The organism is Brevundimonas sp. GW821-FHT09G01, from assembly GCF_059416065.1.
In genome coordinates this window covers 146,401-167,112 of sequence record NZ_JBWKOL010000004.1, presented here as the reverse complement: position 1 = coordinate 167,112, position 20,712 = coordinate 146,401, and the positions used below count along the sequence as shown (strand labels likewise).

At 69.4% G+C, this 20,712-nt stretch carries 23 protein-coding genes; 11 read left to right on the top strand and 12 right to left on the bottom strand.

The window, feature by feature from the left end; all coding sequences use genetic code 11:
* Window positions 1-7: 7 nt before the first annotated feature.
* Complete coding sequence (locus AC07NB_RS09980) at window positions 8-1,036, bottom strand: phospholipase C/P1 nuclease family protein (protein WP_494570740.1); 1,029 nt, start codon at window positions 1,034-1,036, stop codon at window positions 8-10.
* Window positions 1,037-1,171: 135 nt separating this feature from the next.
* Between AC07NB_RS09980 and AC07NB_RS09975 the strand changes: the two genes are divergently transcribed.
* Entirely contained in the window at window positions 1,172-2,197 is a 1,026-nt protein-coding gene (locus AC07NB_RS09975; RefSeq protein WP_494570739.1) for a M28 family metallopeptidase, read from the top strand.
* A 3-nt stretch (window positions 2,198-2,200) separates the two neighbouring features.
* On the opposite strand, the gene AC07NB_RS09970 is transcribed toward AC07NB_RS09975, so the two are convergent.
* Window positions 2,201-2,785, bottom strand: a complete 585-nt coding sequence (locus tag AC07NB_RS09970; protein ID WP_494570738.1) for a glutathione S-transferase family protein — start codon at window positions 2,783-2,785, stop codon at window positions 2,201-2,203.
* 218 nt (window positions 2,786-3,003) lie between these two features.
* Between AC07NB_RS09970 and AC07NB_RS09965 the strand changes: the two genes are divergently transcribed.
* From AC07NB_RS09965 to AC07NB_RS09950, 4 genes are all read left to right on the top strand, one after another.
* A complete protein-coding gene (locus tag AC07NB_RS09965) occupies window positions 3,004-3,624 on the top strand; it encodes a 3D domain-containing protein (RefSeq protein ID WP_494570737.1) in 621 nt (206 codons plus the stop codon).
* 89 nt (window positions 3,625-3,713) lie between these two features.
* Window positions 3,714-4,088, top strand: a complete 375-nt coding sequence (locus AC07NB_RS09960; RefSeq protein ID WP_494570736.1) for a BlaI/MecI/CopY family transcriptional regulator — start codon at window positions 3,714-3,716, stop codon at window positions 4,086-4,088.
* A complete protein-coding gene (locus tag AC07NB_RS09955; protein ID WP_494570735.1) occupies window positions 4,085-5,860 on the top strand; it encodes a M56 family metallopeptidase in 1,776 nt (591 codons plus the stop codon). Before AC07NB_RS09960 ends, AC07NB_RS09955 begins: the two co-directional genes overlap by 4 nt.
* Before the next feature lie 103 nt (window positions 5,861-5,963).
* Window positions 5,964-6,290 carry a UrcA family protein gene (locus tag AC07NB_RS09950; RefSeq protein WP_494570734.1) on the top strand — a complete coding sequence of 109 codons (327 nt, stop codon included), beginning with the start codon at window positions 5,964-5,966 and terminating at the stop codon, window positions 6,288-6,290.
* Window positions 6,291-6,311: 21 nt separating this feature from the next.
* Here the strand turns inward: AC07NB_RS09950 and AC07NB_RS09945 are convergent, their stop codons facing one another.
* On the bottom strand, window positions 6,312-6,635 hold the full coding sequence (locus tag AC07NB_RS09945) for an Mpo1-like protein (protein WP_492312403.1): 324 nt from the start codon (window positions 6,633-6,635) through the stop codon (window positions 6,312-6,314).
* A gap of 117 nt (window positions 6,636-6,752) precedes the next feature.
* Here AC07NB_RS09945 and AC07NB_RS09940 point away from each other — a divergent pair, with 117 nt between their 5' ends.
* Window positions 6,753-6,962 (top strand): flagellar hook protein FlgE, encoded by a 210-nt coding sequence (locus AC07NB_RS09940; protein WP_291836610.1) that lies wholly within the window; start codon window positions 6,753-6,755, stop codon window positions 6,960-6,962.
* On the opposite strand, the gene AC07NB_RS09935 is transcribed toward AC07NB_RS09940, so the two are convergent.
* The gene (locus AC07NB_RS09935) at window positions 6,959-7,486 is read right to left on the bottom strand and encodes a hypothetical protein (protein WP_494570733.1); all 528 of its coding nucleotides are present in this window, start codon (window positions 7,484-7,486) and stop codon (window positions 6,959-6,961) included. The two genes, AC07NB_RS09940 and AC07NB_RS09935, sit on opposite strands and share 4 nt — an antisense overlap.
* A 75-nt stretch (window positions 7,487-7,561) precedes the next feature.
* Window positions 7,562-8,245 (bottom strand): winged helix-turn-helix transcriptional regulator, encoded by a 684-nt coding sequence (locus tag AC07NB_RS09930; RefSeq protein ID WP_494570732.1) that lies wholly within the window; start codon window positions 8,243-8,245, stop codon window positions 7,562-7,564.
* Between the two features lie 101 nt (window positions 8,246-8,346).
* Here AC07NB_RS09930 and AC07NB_RS09925 point away from each other — a divergent pair, with 101 nt between their 5' ends.
* Window positions 8,347-8,697, top strand: coding sequence for a DUF1428 domain-containing protein (locus AC07NB_RS09925; RefSeq protein WP_291836619.1), 351 nt, complete (start codon window positions 8,347-8,349; stop codon window positions 8,695-8,697).
* A 49-nt stretch (window positions 8,698-8,746) separates the two neighbouring features.
* Here AC07NB_RS09925 and AC07NB_RS09920 read toward each other — a convergent pair whose 3' ends face one another.
* The 4 genes from AC07NB_RS09920 to dnaG all read right to left on the bottom strand — a co-directional run bounded on the left by AC07NB_RS09920 (window position 8,747) and on the right by dnaG (window position 13,648).
* Window positions 8,747-9,484, bottom strand: coding sequence for an extensin-like domain-containing protein (locus tag AC07NB_RS09920; protein WP_494570731.1), 738 nt, complete (start codon window positions 9,482-9,484; stop codon window positions 8,747-8,749).
* Window positions 9,485-9,495: 11 nt separating this feature from the next.
* A complete protein-coding gene (locus tag AC07NB_RS09915; protein WP_492312399.1) occupies window positions 9,496-9,693 on the bottom strand; it encodes a DUF2256 domain-containing protein in 198 nt (65 codons plus the stop codon).
* Between the two features lie 49 nt (window positions 9,694-9,742).
* Window positions 9,743-11,695 (bottom strand): RNA polymerase sigma factor RpoD, encoded by a 1,953-nt coding sequence (rpoD, locus tag AC07NB_RS09910; RefSeq protein ID WP_291836624.1) that lies wholly within the window; start codon window positions 11,693-11,695, stop codon window positions 9,743-9,745.
* A 69-nt stretch (window positions 11,696-11,764) separates the two neighbouring features.
* Window positions 11,765-13,648, bottom strand: a complete 1,884-nt coding sequence (dnaG, locus tag AC07NB_RS09905) for a DNA primase (RefSeq protein WP_494570730.1) — start codon at window positions 13,646-13,648, stop codon at window positions 11,765-11,767.
* A gap of 215 nt (window positions 13,649-13,863) precedes the next feature.
* On the opposite strand from dnaG, the gene AC07NB_RS09900 reads away from it, so the two are divergent.
* Window positions 13,864-14,130 carry a hypothetical protein gene (locus AC07NB_RS09900; RefSeq protein ID WP_291836629.1) on the top strand — a complete coding sequence of 89 codons (267 nt, stop codon included), beginning with the start codon at window positions 13,864-13,866 and terminating at the stop codon, window positions 14,128-14,130.
* A gap of 89 nt (window positions 14,131-14,219) precedes the next feature.
* A complete protein-coding gene (locus AC07NB_RS09895) occupies window positions 14,220-15,050 on the top strand; it encodes an SIMPL domain-containing protein (protein WP_494570729.1) in 831 nt (276 codons plus the stop codon).
* Between the two features lie 138 nt (window positions 15,051-15,188).
* Here AC07NB_RS09895 and carA read toward each other — a convergent pair whose 3' ends face one another.
* Window positions 15,189-16,349, bottom strand: a complete 1,161-nt coding sequence (gene carA / locus AC07NB_RS09890) for a glutamine-hydrolyzing carbamoyl-phosphate synthase small subunit (protein WP_494570728.1) — start codon at window positions 16,347-16,349, stop codon at window positions 15,189-15,191.
* 46 nt (window positions 16,350-16,395) lie between these two features.
* Window positions 16,396-17,733 carry an amino acid permease gene (locus AC07NB_RS09885; RefSeq protein WP_492312394.1) on the bottom strand — a complete coding sequence of 446 codons (1,338 nt, stop codon included), beginning with the start codon at window positions 17,731-17,733 and terminating at the stop codon, window positions 16,396-16,398.
* A 121-nt stretch (window positions 17,734-17,854) separates the two neighbouring features.
* On the opposite strand from AC07NB_RS09885, the gene AC07NB_RS09880 reads away from it, so the two are divergent.
* Complete coding sequence (locus AC07NB_RS09880; protein ID WP_494570727.1) at window positions 17,855-18,835, top strand: acyl-CoA thioester hydrolase/BAAT C-terminal domain-containing protein; 981 nt, start codon at window positions 17,855-17,857, stop codon at window positions 18,833-18,835.
* 130 nt (window positions 18,836-18,965) lie between these two features.
* Here the strand turns inward: AC07NB_RS09880 and AC07NB_RS09875 are convergent, their stop codons facing one another.
* Window positions 18,966-19,832: a hypothetical protein gene (locus AC07NB_RS09875; protein ID WP_291838115.1), complete on the bottom strand. Its 867-nt coding sequence runs from the start codon at window positions 19,830-19,832 to the stop codon at window positions 18,966-18,968.
* Between the two features lie 160 nt (window positions 19,833-19,992).
* Here AC07NB_RS09875 and AC07NB_RS09870 point away from each other — a divergent pair, with 160 nt between their 5' ends.
* Window positions 19,993-20,688: an HAD family hydrolase gene (locus tag AC07NB_RS09870; protein WP_492312392.1), complete on the top strand. Its 696-nt coding sequence runs from the start codon at window positions 19,993-19,995 to the stop codon at window positions 20,686-20,688.
* Window positions 20,689-20,712: the final 24 nt, after the last annotated feature.

Here is a 20,712-nt window from a genome sequence, read left to right as displayed (position 1 = left end):
GAAACCCTCAGTCCTCGCCGACCATGGCCAGCCACGGGTCGGCCGTCCCGGCCTCGACCTCGGCCACCTTCACCGCCGGCCAGCCAATCGAGTCATCGGCCGAGTCGCGCCAGGCGAGGATGTAGAAGTCGCGCAGCTCCGAGGCGCCGGCGGCCAGTCGGGCGATGGTGAACTCGGCTCCCCGCGCGTCGCCGTCGCCGAAGCCCCCGGCCTTCTCCAGGCGGTAGAAGGGCGTCACCTGGCCCAGCGTCGCCCGCAGATAGACGGGCACCCGCGCGCGCAGGTCGAAGCCGTCAAGCTGGGGCGCGGTCATCGCGGCCTCGATGGCGTCCAGACGGGCGACCTTGGCGGTGAAGGCGCCCTCGAACAGGCTGTGCGTCTGGCGCGAGGTGGTGAAGCCTTCGGGGTTGGGCGTGTTCCGGTCCCAGCCGTTGTAGTGGATGGTGGTGTGGTGGGGCTGGGAGCCGTCGCCGATGTAGTGGCCCAGCACGCCCATGTCGCGCAGGATCAGGGCCTCGCGACGCTCGCGATCGACGCGGTACCACTCCTTCCTCGCCGGATCGGTCTCGCGCGCCTCCTGGGCGTTCAGCACGCGCCAGTAGGCAAAGTCGCGCACCAGGTTCTGATAGCCGTCCCAGATGGCATACGGCAGGTAGCCCGCGTCATTGACGTCCAGGCCGGCGGTCGTGAGGGCGGCGTCGTATTCCGACTTCAGGCGCGGCAGGGCATCGATCGACGGGCCCGCGGCGCTCATGATGAAGCCGTTGTCGTCCATGTCCACGAAGTGGGCCGTGTCCCGCTCGCGGTCGTGCGGCTGGCCGCCGCCCTTCCAGCGGTCCGGCTCGCGCGCCAGTTCGCCGATGTCGGCCGCCGCGCCCGGCGTGCGCAGGAAGGCGGGCATGTCGTCCGGCAGGGCGCGCACCGCGGCGATCCCGATCAGCCGGTGGCCGGTGTTGCCCCACGCCTGCACGGCGGCGGGAACGGCGACGGCGGCCAGCACGCAGACGGCGGCGGCGGCGAGGGCGAAACGCTTCATGGGGCAAGGTCCGGATTATGGATGTGACCGCGTTAGATCGCCCTCGCGGCGGCGTCCAGCGGCTTCTTGCGGCGCCAGCTTGACCGCAGCCTCGCGCCCGCCCTAACGCTGGTCATCCCTGTTGTGAGGTCCGTCGTGTTCAAACGTTCCCTGTTGCTGGCCGCCGGCCTGATGGCCCTCGCCACCGTCGCCCAAGCCCAGACCGCCGCGGCGCCGGCTGCGGCGCCCGCGCCCCTGGTCGTCGATCAGGCCCGGGTCGAGGCGCACGAGGCCTTCCTCGCGGGCGACGCCCTGCGCGGCCGCGGCAGCGCGACGCCGGACGAGGCCGTCGCCGCCGCCTATGTGGCGGCCCGCTTCGCCGAATACGGCCTCAAGCCCGCGCCGGGCATGGGCAGCTATCTGCAGACCGCCGGCGTCGTCCGCCGCGAGCCCGTCCCGCCCAGCCGCCGCGCGCGCTGGGAAGTCATCGCTCCCGAAGGCGCCGAACGCATCACCACCAACGCCATCGGCTGGCTGCAGGGGTCGGACCCGTCGGCGGGCGTGATCATGATCTCGGCCCACCTGGACCACCTCGGCGTCCGCGACGGCGTCATCATGCACGGCGCCAACGACGACGCCTCCGGGGTCGCCGCCGTGCTGGAACTGGCCCGCACCCTGGCCGGCGGCGAGCAGCCGAAGCGTAGCATCCTGTTCGTCTGCTACGGCGCCGAGGAGATGGGCCTGCTCGGCTCGCTGTGGTTCGCCCGCAACCCGCCGGTGCCGATCTCGGACATCGTCGCCAATCTCGAGATCGAGATGATCGGCCAGCAGGACCCCAACATGCCCGCCGGCGTCATGATGATCACCGGCTTCGAGCGCTCAAATTTCGGCCCGGCCCTGAAGGAGCGCGGCGCCCTGATCGCGCCGGACATTTATCCGGACCAGCATTTCTTCGAACGCTCGGACAACTACCAGCTGGCCCTGCAGGGCGTGGTCGCCCACACCGTGTCCGGCTGGGCCACCATCCCGAGCTACCACACGGCCGACGACACCATCGCCAACCTGGACATCCCCTTCATGACCCGGGCGATCCAGTCCCTGGTCGAGCCCATGCGCTGGCTCGCCTCCAGCGACTTCAAGCCCGACTGGGTCGAAGGCGGCCGGCCCCAACCGCGGCAGTAGGGGTCAGGCGATCCCGAACGCCGCCTCGGTCCGTCCGACCCACGCCCTGACCGCCGGATAGGCCGACAGATCGAAATCGCCCTCGTGCGCCACCCGCGTGTAGGCGACCAGCGCCAGGTCGGCGAGCGAAGCCGCCTCGCCCGCCAGCCAGTCGCGCCCGGCCAGCCCCGCCTCCATCCGGGCAAGGGCCGCATGGCCGCGCTCGACCAGGCGCGGCTCGATCTGGTCCGCGCTCTTGCCCGCGAGGGCGCGCTGGAACCGGACGACGGCGATATAGGGCTCGTGGCTGTACTGTTCCCAGAACAGCCATTCGAACATCCTGGCCCGGTCGTAGGGATCGCCGGGGATCAGCGCCGTCCCCTCGCCCATGTGGACAAGTATGGCGTTCGACTGCGCCAGCGCCCGACCGTCCTCCAATACAATCGTCGGCGTCTGTCCCGCCGGGTTCAGGGCCAAAAACTGTGGAGATCGGGTCACACCGGTTGTGACATCAGTTTCGACCCAGCGATAATCACGCCGCAACCAGTCGAGCAACCACTTGACCTTCAAACAGTTGCCGGAACGAATATCGCCATAGACAGTAAGCATCGTTCACCAGCAAAGAGTTTGTAACCTGCGAATACAGCTTACAGACTTGTCATCATCAGCCAAGCCCGGTTGCGCTTAACCATCCAGAAGCCCCACTTATCCACTGGCGATCCGGACAGGAGGTCGCACCCGGGCACGAATGTCTGTCTTTTGACACAATTGGAAACGAAAAGCCCGTCGCCGGACAAGTCGGGGCCGGTGATTCCGCGAGTCTGTTCATGCTCGGCACTGCCGCCGCGTTCGCCCTGCTTTGGGCGATGGCCTTCCCCGCCCAGGCGGACGTCACGGAAGATCCGGTCTCCTACGAAGCGGCGTCGTCGCAATCGTGGGGCGCTGAGGAAACCTCCGCGACCGATGAAGGTTCCAACGACGGCGCCGTGGTCGAGCTGACCTCCGAACAACAGGCCCTGATGGACGGCGACGCCCGCTGGAGCGCCTCGGCGCGCCTCTATCACGCGGGTGGCGGCGGCGCGACGGGCAACGACAGCCTCGGCTGCCGTCCGGTCGCCATGCGCACCGTGGCGGTCGATCCCCGCTACATTCCGCGCCGCAGCGTGCTGTTCATCCGCGAAACGGTCGGCCTGCGCCTGGCCGACGGCACCATCCACGACGGCTACTGGTACGCCTCCGACACCGGCGGCGCGATCAAGGGCCAGAAGATCGACCTGTATACCGGCCACGGCCGCGGTTCGATGCAGCAGGCCATGCGCCTGAACATGCGCACCCTGACCATCGCCGACGCCGGCCGTTTCGACGGCTGCCCGCCTTCGTGGGACGCCGCCCCCAGCCGTGCTCCACTGATGGCCGCCTCGGCCCGCACCACCGGCGCGTCCAACTAGCCACGCCGGGCCGACCTGACACCGATTTAATGTGACTCCCTGCTACACCTGTAACATGCTACATATGTAGCAGAGTACAGGAGGTCGCCGTGATCGAGTCCCTGCCCCGCCGTGAGCGCGAGGTGTTCGAGGTGCTGTGCGGGCTGGAGTCCGCCACGGCCAGCGCCGTCCGCGCGGGCCTCAGCGATCCGCCCAGCGACTCCGCCGTCCGCACCCTGCTGGGTCGGCTGGTCGCCAAGGGGCTGATCGTCCACCGCAAGGTCAACCAGGCCTATGTCTATGCGCCCGCGCCGGCGGCGTCCTCGGTCGCCGAGGGCGCGCTGCAACGGCTGGTCCGCACCTTCTTCGACGGCTCCGCCGCCAGCGCCGCCACCGCCCTGCTCGGGATGGCGGAAAGCCTGAAGGACGAAGAACTCGACGCCCTTCAGAAGGCCATAGATCAGGCGCGGGAGCGGGGGCTGTGAGCGCCGCCGTCCTGTTCGACCTGGCGTGGAAGTCCGGGGTGGTCGCCGCCGCCGTCCTCGCCGCCGCAGCCCTGCTGCGATCCCGTCCGGCGGCCGAGCGCGTGGCCCTGCTGCGGCTCGGCGTGGTGATCGTCCTGGCCCTGCCCCTGCTGACGACCGTCGTTCCGGCCCTGCGGATCCAGGCCCCCGCCCTCGCTCGCCTCGAGCCCGCACCGGCCGCCGCTCCCGCCGTCGCCCCATCGCCCGCCCCTCTCCCTTCCATCGCCACCGCCGCTCCGCCCCGCCCCGCCGCTGCGGTCGCGCCGGCACGCGCCGCGCCTCCGCACCGCGTCACCCCGCTCGCCATGCTCGGCGCCGTCTGGGCGGCAGGCGTCGGCGTCCTGCTGCTGCGCCTGCTGGGCGGGGTGGCCGCGCTGACCCTGTGGACCCGCCGCGCCGATCCGGTAAGCGATCCGGCCTGGCGCGCGGCGCTGGACCGCGCCGTCGCCGGCGGCCGGCGGCCGCGCCTGAAAGTCTCGTCGCGCATCGCTTCGCCGCTGAGCTGGAGCTGGCCGCGCGGCGTCATCCTGATCGATGAAGAAACGCTGTCGCGACCTGAGCGCGCCGACGCCGTGCTGACGCACGAGATGGGCCATATCCGCCATTACGACTGGCTGTTCCTGATGCTGTCGCACGCCCTCGTCGCCATGCAGTGGTTCAACCCCTTCGTCTGGCTCCTTCAGAAGGAACTGGCGCGCCAGTCCGAGCACGCCGCCGACGCCTGGGCCGTGCGCCGCATCGGCCGGACCGATTACGCGGGCGCCCTGGTCGCCATGGCCCGGAGCGCCCGCCCGCACGCCGCGCTGGGCATGGCGGGACCGACCGCCAGCGACCTGGCGCGCCGGGTCGCCGCCATCCTGGATGCGTCTCGCGGCAAGGGCCGCCCGTGGTCGACCGCCGTGGCCGCTGTCGCCTTTATCGGCATGGCCGGTCCGTTGGCGGCGCTGGAGTGGACGCCCGAAGCCCTGCCCGCGCCCCTGCGTCCCGCCACCGCTCCGACGTCTGGCGCCGCCGCTTCCGCCGCTCCCACCACCGCCGCGGCCGTCGTCGCCCTGCTGCCCCAGGGCCTCACGGCTCCTTCCGACGCGAGCCCGACGACGCCCCTGACCCCGGACGCCCTCGCCGTCCTGATCCGCCAGCGTGATCGCGGGCTGGAGATGTTCGAGGCCGGCGCTCGCACCCTGGAGGCCGGCGCGGACCAGATCAGCCGGCGGGTTCATCTGGTCCCCGAGCCGGAGGAACGCGCCGAAATGCTCGAGGAGGCCAACGCGCTGAGGGCGGAAGCCGCGAGTTTGCGCGCCCAGGCCCGCGATCTGGCCGCCCGCGATCCCGCCACCCTGAAACCCATGTCGGAGGAGGAGGAGCGTGAGATGGCCGCCGAGCTGCAGGGCCTGCTCGCCCTGCCGGCGCAGATGGGAATGGACCTGCCGGTGAACGCCAATATCCCCGTGGGTGTAGAGGCCGGCGCCGCCCTGCCTCTTCCCGTCCCGCTCGTGATGCCCGCCGCTCCGCCGCAGGCCCGCGAGGGACTCGCCGCCGGCCTGCGCGAGGGGGCCGGACGAACACGCGACCAGGCCGCCCGGATGGACGCGGAAGCCGCACGGATCGAGCAGGATCGGTCACAGCCGCAGGAGGCGGCCGATCACGCCGTCAACCTTCGGAACGACGCCTCCGCCCTCCGCCAGCAGGCCGACGATCTTGAACGGCAGGCCGCCGACGTGATGTCCGACTGACCTGATCCCCGCTCCCTGATCCCCTTCGCCCGCGCCGCTTCCACGGCGTCACGCCACCCCCTTGCCTGACGGCAGGATCTTCCCCCCAAACCGGAGATACCCGATGCGACCCCTCGCCATCGTTTGCGGGCTGCTGCTCGCCGCCTGCCCCGTCACCGCCGCCCTGGCCCACGACGACGCGCCCGCCCCGCAGGCCCGCTTCGTCTACGGTGACCTGAACCTGCGCCGACCGGCGGATCAGGACGAACTGGTCGGTCGCGTCGCCCGCGCCGCCGCCGACTATTGCCGCGACCACGCCGAGGTGGTCACGCCCCACCACCGGCGTGCGAATGCGCGATACTGTCCGGCCACCATGCGGGTGCAGCTGATGTGGGCCATGTCCCCGTCCGTCCGCCAGGCCTATGACGCAGGCTGGCGGCGGCGGCCCTGAGCGCGCCGGGGCGTTCCTCTTTTAGAACTTCCGCTTGCCGGAGACCGTCTCGAAGAACATCCGCCAGTCGCCCATCAGGCTCCACAGCGGATATGTGAAGGTCGCCGGCCGGTTCTTCTCGAAGAAGAAATGGCCCACCCAGGCGAAGCCGTAGCCGACCACCGGCATCAGCAGCAGCCACCATGGGTTCAGCGTCGCCACCGAAAACACCAGTATCCCCAGCACCAGGGCGCTGCCCACGATGTGGATTCGCCGGCACGTCCGGTTGGAGTGCTCGTGGATGTAGTGGGGATAGAACTGGCTGAACGACTGGTAGCGTTCGCCGGGGGCGGGCTGGCTGGTCATGGGGGCGAAGGTTCCGCCCGGAACGCCGTGGGGTCAAGCGCCGCCCGTTCACCATCCCTGTCAGCCGCCGGGTAAGGCCTTGCCCCTCATGATGGCGGCCTCGACAGGAGCATCACCATGCAGGCCTTCGCCATCGCCGCCTCGGGCGTCGCCGACGCCACGGCCCGCTTCGCCGCCAGCGCGGAACGCACCGCCCGCGCGCCTTTGGACGATCTGGCTGGCGAAAGCGTCGAACGCATCGAGGCCGAAATCGCGCTGAAGGCCAATGTCGCTGTACTGAAGACCGCCGATGAGATGTACGGCGGGCTGCTGGACATTCTGGCCTAGACCTCGGCGGGCTCCGGCCCGAACAGCCGCCGGATCATCGGCCAGATGTTGGCCAGGGCCGAGAAGAAGCCGACCACGCTCGAAATCCACTGGAACGCCGTCCACACCCAGCCGAACAGGTCGCCGTCGCCGATGGCCTCGCTGATCGGGAACAGCAGCCGCGCCACCCCGATCTGGAAGGCGGCGTAGGCCTGCGAATACTCGATAGACCGGTCGGCGAAGAAGGCGATGGCCACCGCAGCCGACACCGGCGCCCACAACAGCGGCAGGGCCAGCACAGCCGCCAGGACCAGCACCGCCAGCTTGGTCCCCAGGGTCTCGCGCGACAGCAGGCTGGCGATCACGCCCCCTCCGAGGCCCAGCACCACCCCGACCATCGCCGCCGGCAGCACCAGGTCGGCCGCGTCGATCAGGTCCACGAACACCGCCGCCAGCCAGACACCCGCCCCCGCCAGCAGGAAGCCCCCCACCCACAAGGCGGCGTACTGTCCCAGACGGCGTTTCAGATGAGCCAGACTGACCATGGCGACGACTCCGCGAGGCGCCGAGCATGGCGCGACGAGGCGTCCAAGTCCACTTGCCGAACAGCGGTCTGAAGGTCAGGCGCCGGCCTTGGGCGGCAGTTCGAAGAAGTCCGTAAATCGCTCGAACACCGCCGGATCCCCCTCCACGACCACCTCGCCCGAAGCCCGCAGGTCGTCCAGCGCCCGAAAGCCGTAGACCATCGCCGCCACGTCCGACGGCCGCGCGGTCAGCACGACCTGCGCCGTCCCCGCCACGCCCCGTTCCGCGGTCAGCACGCCATCCGCAACCGTCACGACGAACTCTTCCGGGCCGAAGCGGAAACCGATCGACAGGCAGACGTCGCCCGCCTTGTCGGCGTCGAACATCGTCTTCAGCGACAGCATCATGGAGACGGAGCTCAGTGGCAGGGTCGGGTCATGCATCGGCGACCGCGCCGCCCATTTGCCCAGCGCACCGACGATCGGCTCGGCCTCCCGGCCCCAGTCGGTCAACTCGTAGACCTGCACCGAGGCGGGCGGCGGCAGACGGCGCTTCACGAGCAGCCCGGCGGCCTCCAGCCCCTCCAGCCGCTGCGTCAGCACATTCGCGCTCAGCCCCGGCAAGCCGGCCTTCAGGTCTCCGAACCGCTTGGGGCCCAGCATCAGCTCGCGCATCACCAGCAGCGCCCAGCGCTCGCCGACCAGATCCAGCGCGTGCGCGGTCCCGCAGGCGTCCTCGTAACGCCGCAGCGTCTGCTTAGTTATCTTTTCTAACTTCATGCTTGCGTTTAATAACATTCCGAGTCAGGTTTCTCAAGCCGCAAGACGCCGGCGCAAGAACGAAGCGCCGCCCGCCGCGCTCAAAACCCCAGGAGAGAGACATGCCCTTCCTCGACATCACCGTCATCCCCGTGCCGACCGCCAAGAAGGACGCCTACCTCAAGCACTCCACAGTGATGTCGCCCCTCTTCCGCGAACAGGGCGCCCTGTCGGTCACCGAGACCTGGGGCGAGGACGTGCCCGACGGCAAGGTCACGGACTTCAAACGCGCCGTCGCCCTGCAGGACGGCGAAACCGTCGCCGTCGGCTGGATCACCTGGCCCGACAAGGCGACCCGCGACGCGGGCTGGGAAAAGCTCATGCAGGACGAGCGCATGATGGGCGGGGACGAGCCGCCGTTTGACGGCAAGCGCATGATCTTCGCCGGCTTCGACGTCATCGCGGAGAACTGAGACGCCCTGCGGTAGCGTCCCCTCGTGTCGTGAGGACGCTACCGTTCGTCTACCGGCAGAACCGGGTGTCGGTCGCCTCCAGGTGGAGGTGGTCGGCGTGCACGGCGTTGTAGTCGGGGCTGAGCGTGGTGCCGAAGATGCGGCAGGCGTCGTCGCGGATGCGGCGCAGGAAGCGCTGCTCGGCCTCGTCGCCGCCGAACCAGCGGTCCTTGACGCTGATCCGCCGCCCGTCGCGCAACCGCACCCCCGCGAAATCCAGCGCCGCCGCCTGCGAATGGGCGCTGATCCGGGTGCTGACGCCACCGTTGTTCACGTTGCGACAGGCGTAGGCGCCCATGTGGTCGATCTGGACCACGTCCGAGCCCAGGATTTCGCGCGCCGCCGGCTCGAGCGACTGCCGCCGCCAGACGCTGAGCGCCAAGGCGGTGCGGCAGGTCATCTCGATGTCCCCCGGCTGCATCCGCGCCACCGTGCCCAGGTCGGGGCCGAGAACCCCGCCCGCGACCAGTCCGCAGGCCTGGGGATCGCCCTTGTCCGGCACGGGCCGGAAGGTCACCCGCGCCGCCGTCAGCTGGGCCACGCACTGGCTCAGGTCGGCGCTTTCGCGGATCACGGCCGAGCGGGTGCCGCCGCCGATCGGCTGATCAATCAGGGCCCCCACCAGCGGCGCCTCGGTGCGGGACGGCGCGGCCGGATAGGGCGTCGGCGTGCGTCGGGGCTCGGGCATCATCGGGCTGCAGCTCGCCAGCAGGACGAGGGCGGTCAGGGCGAGCGGAAGGGAGCGCATGGCGCCGGAGTCTAGGGTGATTTGCCGCCGCTGGGGATCACCAACCCGCGACCCTGATCCCGGCAGCGGTCCGAGCAGAACTTCACCTGATCCCAGTCCCGCGCCCACTTCCTGCGCCAGCTGAACGGCAGGCCGCAGGCGGCGCAGGCCTTGGTCGGCAGGTCGGCCTTGGCGGGCGCGCGGCCCAGATTGACGTGCTTGCGGCTCATGCGGGGCCAGAAAAAGGGGCGGCTCTTTCGAACCGCCCCTTCGTCAATCTCAGCTGTCCAGGAAGGACCGCAGCTTCCGCGACCGGCTCGGGTGCTTCAGCTTGCGCAGCGCCTTGGCCTCGATCTGGCGGATCCGCTCGCGGGTCACGCTGAACTGCTGGCCGACCTCTTCCAGAGTGTGGTCGGTGTTCATACCGATGCCGAAGCGCATCCGCAGGACGCGTTCCTCACGCGGGGTCAGCGAGGCCAGGACACGGGTCGTGGTTTCGCGCAGGTTCGACTGGATGGCGGCGTCGATCGGCAGGACGGCGTTCTTGTCCTCGATGAAGTCGCCCAGGTGCGAGTCTTCCTCGTCGCCGATGGGGGTCTCCAGCGAGATCGGCTCCTTGGCGATCTTCAGGACCTTGCGGACCTTCTCCAGCGGCATGGCCAGCTTTTCGGCCAGTTCTTCCGGGGTCGGCTCGCGGCCGATCTCGTGCAGCATCTGGCGCGATGTGCGGACGATCTTGTTGATCGTCTCGATCATATGCACCGGGATACGGATGGTCCGCGCCTGGTCGGCGATCGAGCGGGTGATCGCCTGACGGATCCACCAGGTGGCGTAGGTCGAGAACTTGTAGCCGCGGCGGTACTCGAACTTGTCGACGGCCTTCATCAGACCGATGTTGCCCTCCTGGATCAGGTCCAGGAACTGCAGGCCGCGGTTGGTGTACTTCTTGGCGATGGAGATCACGAGGCGCAGGTTGGCCTCGACCATTTCCTTCTTGGCCTGACGGGCTTCGCGCTCGCCCTTCTGGACCGTCTGGACGATGCGGCGGTAGTCGTCGATCGGCAGGCCGGCCTCGGTCGCCACGGCGGCGACGTCGGCGCGGATCTGGGCGATCTGGCCGGATTCATTGTCGCTGAACTTGGTCCAGCGGACGCCCATTTCCTTGACGTTCTCGGCCCAGTTCGGATCCAGTTCCTTGGTGAAGTAGGCCTTCAGGAACTCGGGACGCGAGATGCCGTAGCTGTCGGCCAGGCGCAGCAGGCGACCTTCCAGCCCCATCAGCCGCTTGTTGATCGCGTACAGCTGCTCAACCAGCGCCTCGATGCGGTTGTTGTTCAGCTTCATCGTCTTCAGGCGGCCCGAGATGGTCGCCGTCAGGGTGTCGTAGGCCTTCTGGTCCTTGGCTGTCAGGATCTCGCCCTTCAGACGGGCCTCGACCAGCTTGTCCTGCAGCTTGCGGAAGCCGCCGAAGTCCGACGCGATGGCGTCCAGCACTTCCATGACGCCGTCGCGCAGCTCGGCTTCCAGCGCCGAGATCGACATGCCGCCGCCGTCGTCGAAATCCTCGTCGTCGTCGTCAGACTCGGGTTTCTCTTCCCCTTCGGCCTTTTCCTCGACCTCTTCCTCAACGGCCTCGCCAGCCGGCGGCTGGTTGTGCGGCAGGGACGAGGGATTCAGCACGCCGTAGGTGGCGTCCAGGTCGATGACCTCGCGCAGCAGGATGCGGTTGTTCGCCAGTTCGTCGCGCCACACCATGATGGCCTCGAACGTCAGGGCGCTTTCGCACAGACCCGAGATCATGGCGTCGCGGCCGGCCTCGATCCGCTTGGCGATGGCGATTTCGCCCTCGCGGCTCAGCAGTTCGACCGAACCCATCTCGCGCAGATACATGCGCACGGGGTCGTCGGTGCGGTCATAGGCGGCCTTGGCCGGCGTCTCGGCGACGTTCGTCTCGGCGCGCTCGGCGACTTCGCCGCCCTCGCCTTCCTTCTGCTCTGCGTCTTCCTCAGCCTCGACGACGTTCACGCCCATCTCGCTGAGCATGGCCAGGGTGTCCTCGATCGCGTCGGGGGTCACCTCTTCGGACGGGAGGACCTTGTTCAGCTCCTCCATCGTCACATAGCCCTTGGCCTTGGCTTGCTTGATGAATTTCTTGACGCCGGCGTCGGTAAGGTCGAGCAGCGGGCCGTCGCTCTGAACTTCGGCTTCCTGCGTCTCGGTCTGGGCGCTCATTCAGTCTCTTCTCCGCGGGGAGGGCTGATCAGGCCCGCCGCCAATACAACGTGTAGCGAGGTCGTTTGGTTACGAACTCGCGCTGTCTTCCCAAATTTCTCCAGTCTTGATCGCACGACGCAGCGCATCCCGCTCGGCCTTCAGCCGGCGAAACGCCTCGTCCTGCCCCGGCACGCTACGCGCCGAAGACAGGGCGTCTTCCAAGGCGGCGACACGGGTTAACGCGTCAAACGCCTGCGACCATCGGATCCTCGTCTCGCCGAGGGGCTTGTCTGCAGCCAGGAAAGGCGCGCCGGACTTTGCCGCCGCCTTCTCGACCTCACGCATTAAGACGTCATGACCCGATTGCGCCAGATGGCGACGGAGCGCCGCAGAGTCAAGGTCCTGACCCGAGAAGCGCAACCGGACCATCTCCTGCGCCAGTCCATCCAGCGACGGATCGCCGAAACCGTGGGAGGCGATCGCCTCCAGGTGGTCGTCCATCCGTTCGGGGTCGTCGATGGCGCCGTGGGCCAGGGCGGCGGCCACCGGCTCGATGGCGCGGCTCAGCGACTGCATGGCCTGAGCGCCCTCCACCGTCTGGCCCAGCTTGGGCGGCGGGCCGCCGAAACGGCCCTTTCCATAGCCCCCCTGCCCGTAACCCTGCCCGCCCTGCTGGCCCTGCGGCGGGCGGCGCGAGGGGAAGGCGGCGTCGAACCGCTCGAACATGTCCCGGCGGTACTGTTCGGCCAGATCCTTGTCCTGGATGGCCGACGCCTGCTGGCGCAGCCGGCCCTTGAAGCCCGCGCGGCGCTCAGGCGAGTCCAGCGGCTCGGCCTCGGCCTCTTTCTGGAACAGCACCTCGGCGAAGGGCTTGGTCGTCGCCAGCGCCTGCCGCAGCGCCGGGGCGCCGCGGTCGCGCAGGATGTCGTCCGGATCCTGGCCGCCTTCCAGCAGGGCGAAGCGGAACGAGCGGCCGGGCTTCAGCTGCGGCAGGGCCCGGTCGATGGCGCGATAGGCCGCCCGCCGTCCCGCCGCGTCGCCGTCGAAGCACAGCACCGGCTCGGCCGACACGCGCCACAACCGCTCCATCTGTTCTTCGGTCAGGGCCGTGCCCATCGGCGCCACGGCCGGGATGCCCGCCCGCTGGCAGGCGATCACGTCCATATAGCCCTCGACCACGACGATGCCCTGCTCGCCCCGGGACTCCGCGCCCAGGATGCGGCGCGCCTCGGGCAGGCCGTACAGGGTCGCGCCCTTGTGGAAGAGCGGGCTCTCGGGACCGTTCAGATATTTGGCCCGGTCGTCGGGATTCATCGCCCGACCGCCGAAGCTAACGATCCGCCCGCGGGCGTCGAGGATGGGGAACATCAGCCGGTCGCGGAACCGGTCATAGGGCGTGCCCCCCCCTTCCGGCGAGATCAGCATCCCGGCCTCGACCAGATCGCCCGGCTTGGCGCCGCGCTGGACCAGGGCCTGCTTCAGCCCCTCACGGTCGTTCGGCGCATAGCCGAGGCCGAAGCGCTCCCACTGGTCCTCGGGCAGGCCGCGCTTCTCCAGATATTCGCGCGCCGCCTTGCCGGTCGAACGGCGCAGATTGGCCGCGAACCATTTCTGGGCCAGGTCCATCCAGTCGTTCAGGCCCTGCCGCTTCTGCTCGCGCTCGGCGGCCTGCGGGTCCTCGGCGGGCAGCTGCATCCCGGCTTCCGCCGCCAGCCGCTGTACGGCCTCGACGAAGCTGAGCCGCTCGGTCTCCTGCAGGAAGCTGATGACGTCGCCATGCTTGCCCGAGCTGAAATCGTGGAAGAAGCCCTTGTCGTCATTGACGAAGAAGGACGGCGACTTCTCCTTTGAGAAGGGGCTGAGGCCCACATACTCGCGCCCCTGACGCTTGAGCTTCACCGACCGTCCGATGATGTCGGACGGGCGAAGGCGGGCCTTCAGTTCCTCGATGAAGCGTTCGTCAAAGCGCACGGTCACCTTATAGCGCGCGACTCAGCCAAACGGGGCGATTTACCTTTCGTTAACCAAGAAGGCAAAATGGCGACGCTAAGAGGCTGATTCAAAGCACAATTTTCTGGAACAATCCACAGGCCTTGTGGATTAACCACGCAACCGTCCCAGAAACGGGACGGGACCTGACGGTTTCGCAGCGGACGCTGCGGGGCCGCCCGGATTGAAAGCCGCCCATGTTCATAGCCATCGCCCGCCCGGCGGTGGAGCCCGAAGGCCCCGACGCCGTCGCCGTCCCCGGTTCCCCCGCCATCCCCTCCGCCTCGCCGCGCGCCCTGCATGCCCGATTGCTGCAGAACGCCGCGCTCCGGCGGATGCGCGGGCTCGAGAGACGCCGGAACAACCGTCCCGAGGACGCCGACTACTGGCTGCACGCCGCACCGGTCGCCGTACGCAAGGCCTGCGCCCTGCGGGAAGCCGCCGGCTTCCTCCCCCTGCCCTGACCTGCGGCGTCGCGTCTCGCCTCGCTGCCAGGGCTAGGCGCCGTCGCCGCGCCGGTGTTCTCTCCGGCAACGCTGAGGGGGAACCAGCCATGAAGACCGTCATCGCCGCCGTCGCCGCCGTCCTGATCGCCACGCCTGTCGCCGCCCAGGACATCGCGGGGCCTGTCGCCGCCGCCGTCGACCAGTTCGGCCAGAGCATGGCGGAGTCTATGGCCGGCGGGCCGGGCGTCTTCGTCACCGCCCAGGGTCGCGCGCCCCTGCCGGACGCCGGCGCCCTGCCGATGACCCTGACCATCAAGGGCGAGGGCAAGACCGCCGCCGAAGCCGTCGCCGACCGCAACGCCCAGCTGGACCGGGTCCGCTCGGCCGCCAACAATTTCGACGTCGCCATCGAGGTCGGGACCACGACCTATTCCATCTCCGAGGGGACCGATTGGACCGAGGCCTCCGCCTACGCCGGGGCCATGGACGCCGCCGCCGTGGCCGAGGCCGCCGCCGAAGCGGCTGTCGCTGTGGACGCCGCGGGCGACGCGGCTGAAGAGGCGCCCCCTGCCCGCACCGTCACCGCCTCGGTCCAGGTCAAGATCGTCCGCCCCAACGAAACCCGCCTGCCCGCCTTCGTCGACGCGCTGGTGGACGCCGGGGTGACCGATCTGGACGACAGCCTAAACGGCATGAACCTGGGCCAGATGCAGCCCTTCCTGTCGCTGATGGGGCTGGATACGGCCCGCGATCCGGGTGAGGCCGTGTGGAACGCCGCCACCGCCGACGCCATCGTCCGCGCCCGCGCCCAGGCCGAGACCATCGCCGCCGCCTCGGGCCGCCCGCTGGGACAAGTCCGCTACGTCTCGGTGCTGCTTCGCTCGCACGACGGCGAGGACGCCCTGGTCAGCGTCGCCGTTCGGTTCGGACTGGAGTGACGAAACTCTCCCTCGCCCTCGTGGGGAGGGATGTCGTCGCATCAGCGGCGACAGGGTGGGGTTCGTATCAGAGCGCTCGGTTCCCCACCCGTCCCGCTGCGCGGTCCACCCTCCCCAGGAGGGGAGGGAGATCCCCTCCTACGCTTTCATCGAATCCGCGAAGCGCTGGAACAGATAGAGGCTGTCGGTCGGTCCCGGCGAGGCTTCCGGGTGGTGCTGGACGCTGAACACCGGACGGTTCTTCAGGGCGATGCCGCAGTTGGTGCCGTCGAACAGGCTGACGTGGGTCTCTTCGACCGCCTCCGGCAGGCTGTCGCGGTCGACGGTGAAGCCGTGGTTCATCGACACGATCTCGACCTTGCCGGTCGTCAGATCCTTCACCGGATGGTTTGCGCCGTGGTGGCCTTGATCCATCTTCACCGTCTTGGCGCCCAGCGCCAGCGCCAGCATCTGGTGGCCCAGGCAGATGCCGAACACCGGCTTGCCGCTGTCGACCAGCTTCTTGATCTCCGGCACCGCGTACACGCCCGTCGCGGCCGGATCGCCCGGACCGTTCGACAGAACGACGCCGTCCGGATTGCGGGCCAGGACCTCTTCCGCCGTCGTCGTGGCCGGGACCACGGTGATCTTCGCGCCGGTCGAGGCCAGCGCCCGCAGGATGTTGCGCTTCACGCCGTAGTCGATGACCACCACCGTCTTGTCGGCGGCGTCGACCCGCGGATGGCCTTCCGGCCATTCCCACAGCCCCTCGTCCCATTCGAACGCCTGCAGGGTCGAGGCGGGCTTGGCCAGGTCCAGGCCGACCAAGCCGGTCCAGGCCTTGGCCTCGGCGACCAGGGCGTCGAGATCGAAGTTTCCGTCCGGATCGTGGGCGATCACGGCATGCGGCGCGCCGGTGTCGCGGATGCGGGCGGTCAGGGCGCGGGTGTCGACGCCGGCCAGGCCGACGACGCCGCGGCGCTTCATCCAGCCGTCGAAATCGCTTTCGGCGCGGTAGTTGGCCGGATCCGTCGGGACGTCGCGGAAGATCGCGCCCTTGGCCGAGGTGTCCGAGCCGCCGCCGATCTGCTCGATGTCCTCGACGTTCACCCCGACGTTGCCGACGTGGGGGAAGGTGAAGGCCAGGATCTGGCTCATGTAGGACGGGTCGGTCAGGATTTCCTGATAGCCGGTCATGGCGGTGTTGAAGACCACCTCGCCCAGCGCCGAGCCGGTCGCGCCGCAGCCGACGCCTTGGAAGATCGTGCCGTCAGCCAGCGCCAGAACGCCTGTGACTCCGGGAAGAAGGGTCTGGGTCATGGCGCGCTCCGTAAGGCCGTAATCCGGCGAACAAACGGCGGGGTGGTTAGGCCCCCTGACCCTCAGGGTCAACGCGCGATCCGGACTTTCTCAGAAACACGAACCATGCGGCGGTCATCAGGGCGACAAAACCCGCCGTCGGCAGGATGTATCCAGGGGCCGCGGCGGCCACGGCGGCGACGGCGAACACCATGCCCAGAACGGCGATGGAACGCGCGCCGGGCGTCTTCGCCAACCGGAACAGCGACAGCGCGCAGACGGCGTAGATGGTCAGGCTCAGGACTGAGGTGACGCCCACCAGCATGCCGAACTGCTTACCCAGCGTCGGCTGGCCCGACAGGATGGCGATCACGCTCATGAAGGCCGCGCCCAGCAGAGGGGTGACGATCGGCGTCCTGGTCGGCGAGCCGAAGCCCGAGGGCAGATAGCCCTGCTGCGCCGCGGCGCGCGCCGTCTCGCCGCCCATCATCGTCCAGCCGCCGATGGTGCCCAGGGTCTTGGTGATCGCGCAGACCGCGACGATTCCGGCGATCGAAGCGCCGAACACCCGCCCGGCCAGGTCGGCGTAGGGACTGGTCGAATGGGCCAGCTGGGCCACGGGAATCACGCCGAACACGGCGACCGTTGCGCTGACATAGACCAGCGTGGCCAGAAGGGCGCCGGCGACCGAAGCGCGCCGCACGTCGACGGCTGGATGACGCACCCGGTGGGACAGGGCCGCGGCGCTTTCCACGCCCAGATAGGCCCAGAAGATGATGGCCAGCGAGGCGGGCACGGTCTTCAGCAACGGCTCGCCGGACGGGCTCCATGAGGCCGCGAAAACCGCGGGATCGAAGGCGGCGACGCCCGCCGCGACGGCGATGCCGATGGGAATCAGACCCACCACCAGCGCCACGGCCGCCAGCCACGAGGCCGTGCGGGCGCCGATGATGTAGGCCAGGGTCGCGATCCAGATCAGGCCCAGATTGCACAATGTCGCCGCGACCGGGTTCTTCAGCATCGGCCAGAAGAAACCCAGATAGCCCGTGGCGGCCACGGCCACCGCGACATTGCCGATCAGGCAGGCCATCCAGAAGGCCAGCGAGACCTGAAAGCCCGCGAACCGGCCCAGCCCCAGCTCGGCGAAGCCCGACAGGCCGTCGGCCTTCGGCGCGACCCGGCCCAGGGCCCCGAACACCAGCGCCAGCGTCGCCGCGCCCACGGCCGCCACCAGCCAGCCGATCAGGCTGGAGCTGCCGGTCGAGGCCAGGCTGACGGGCAGCAGGTACAGACCCGAGCCGATCATGTTCCCAGCCACCACCAGCGCGGCCAGCCCCCAGCCCAGCTTGTGCCGGTCCGAGAGCGGGTCCTCGGGCAGCGGGATGGAGTGTTCGACGTGGCTCATGCCGCAGAGGTGCATCCGCTCAGGCCGCGGCGTCAACAGGTGTCGGACGACGAGGGTTTGCGAGTCTCATTGACCCTCCATTTACTTTGCATCATAAAGTACTTGATAAATGGAGATCCCGATGTCCTTCGCCCTGTCCGCCAGCCTTCCCGCCGCCGTCGCCGCCCTGCTGCTGGGCGCCTTCGTCCTGACCGCTCCGGCGACCGCACAGACGCCCGCCCCCACCGTCGCGGCGCCCGCCGCCCGGGCCGCCGATGTGATCATTCGCGAAGAGGGCCTCGTCGCCGAATACTTCGCTCCCGCGCCCGGAACGGAGGCCTCCGCGGGCGCCGTCATCGTTCTGGGCGGTTCGGAGGGCGGGCTGCGCGGCGGACGTGGCCTGGCCCGCCGCCTTTCCGACGCGGGCTTCGCCGCCATCGCCGTCTCCTATTTCGGCGAGCCGGGCCAGAAGCCGGTCCTGAACGAGATTCCCATCGAGCCGGTCGACCGCGCCCTCGCCTGGCTCAAGGCCCGACCGGAAATCCACGGCCCGATCGCGATCATGGGCGTGTCCAAGGGCGGTGAACTGGCCCTGCTGACCGCCAGCCGCAATCCGGAGATCCGCGCCGTCGTCGCCGGCGTGCCCTCCCACGTCGTCTGGGCCGGCATCGATCAGACCGGCGCCGCCGTCGGCTCGTCCTGGACCGCCGGCGGCCAGCCGCTCGCCTACCTTCCCTACAACATGTCCAACGGCTTCACCGGGGTGTTCAACCTGTACAACGACAGCCTGGCGACGGCCTCCGCCGAGGCGGAAATCCCGGTCGAGGCGATCAACGGCCCGGTGCTGATGATCTCCGGCCAGGCCGACGGCCTGTGGCCCTCGGCGGAGATGGCCCGGCGCGTGGAGCAACGGCTGCAGGCCCACGGCTTCCGCCACCCGGTCGTCAACCTGACCTATCCGGACGCCGGCCACGCCGTCTTCGGCGCCCCGGTCGCCGCCGATGCGCCGGGGCTGGAGCGCGCGCTCGCCCTGGGCGGCACCCTGCCCGGCCTGGTCGCTGCACGGGCCGACGGCTGGCCCCGCGTCCTGCGCTTCCTGCGCGACGCCCTGAACGGCGGCTAGAGCGAAATCGGTTGAGCTGGACGCAGTCCATCTCAGCTCAGATTTCGCTCCAGCATAATTCTGGAGCCTGATTCACGGCATCGCCCGGATCGCGAAGCGATTCCGTATCAGCCGATCAGGCTCTAGGGGATCAGACGGTGACGGCGTCCATGCCGGCGAAGACCGCGTGGGTCGCGCCGGCGGTCTGCGCGGCCAGGCCGCGGTCGGGCCTCAGGTTCAGCAGCATGACCTGGCCGCAGACCTGACGGCCGACCCCGATCAGGGCGGCCGCATCCCGCCAGTCCCGCGCGGTCTCGTGACTGACCCCGGCGAAGTCGATCGACAGGCAGCGGCCGGGGGTCCCGGCCAGCCGCCGCACCGCCGCGATGTCGGGGGCCACGTGCAGGATCACCCCCTGGGCGTCGGTCTCGAAATGGCCGATGGCCGACTGGATCGCCTCGACGGGCGCGCTTTCCAGCCCGCCCATCACCTCGACCAGCAGGGTCCCCGGCGTGTTCTCGTGCTGCATCTCGGAGCACAGCAGCGAGAAGCGGCCGCGGCTGGTCGCCACGGTCCGCCAGAACACCGGCAGCACGCCGCTGTCGTTCTGGCCGAGGCGCAGCATGTCCAGTCCGTGACGCAGGGTCTGCAGGTCGATCCTCTGCAGGTCGGTCGCCTCCAGGGTGCGGCGGTTCAGTCCCGTCAGCGCCCGTTCCCCGCCCCGATGGCGGATGGTGCGGCGAATGCGTCGGCTGACCGGCAGTGAACGGACCAGGTCGAACACCGGCTGGGCGGCCAGGGTCACGGTCAGCTCGCGACGCGCCCGCGTGACCATGGTGAAGGTCAGGCTCTCGTACGGCGCGGCGTACGACCGCCGCCCGATGGGCTGGATCGCGTCCGGCCGATCGTCCTCGGGCGGCGCGTAGGCGCGCCGCTCCGGCGTCGTCTGCGGCGGGAGGTCCTCATCACCCCATGCCGTGGTCTCGGGCGGACCGATCCGCCCCGCTTCATTTCCCATGACCGGCTCCGTTTGCGCGGCCCCCCGGGATCTGCCTCGGGGTTGAGGCTGAACCGGGTTTGCGAACATATCCCTGACGAATGTGGTCAAGACCGCATTGACCATTAACCGCCCAGCGCCCCGCTCGACGGGCGCGCGAATCCGGTTCAGGGAACGCGACATGAGCATCACCACTATCGGCCTCGATGCCGACGACACCCTTTGGCACAACGAGACGATCTTCCGGCTCACCCACGACCGGTTCGTCGCCCTTCTGGCCGATCACGGCGACCGCGACCTGATCGAGGGCCGCCTGGCCGAGGTCGAGCGGCGCAACCTGCGCCTCTACGGATACGGGGTTAAGGGGTTTACCCTGTCGATGATCGAAACGGCCATGGAACTGACCGGCGGAGAAGCGCCTCCGGTCGTGGTGCGCGAGATCCTGGCGGCGGGCCGCGAGATGCTGGCTCACCCGGTCGAGACCCTGCCCGGCGTCGATGAGGCCCTGGCCGCCCTGTCGGAAAAATACCGCCTCGTCCTGATCACCAAGGGCGACCTGATGGATCAGGAGCGCAAGGTCGCGGCCTCCGGCCTGGGCGACCTGTTCGCCGCAGTCGAGATCGTGTCGGAGAAGGATAGCGGAACCTATCAGCGCGTCTTCGCTCGTCACGGGACCGGCGCGGAGGAGGCGGTCATGGCCGGCAACTCCATGAAGTCCGACGTCCTGCCCGCGCTCGAGGCCGGCGCCTTCGCGGTCCATATCCCCTACGCTATCACCTGGGCGCACGAGCTGGCCGAAGCGCCAGAGGGCCATGCCCGGTACGGCGCGCTGGAGTCGATCAGCGCCCTTCCGGACTGGATCGCCGCCCGGGCCTGACGCCCACAGTCGAGCAGGCGCGAA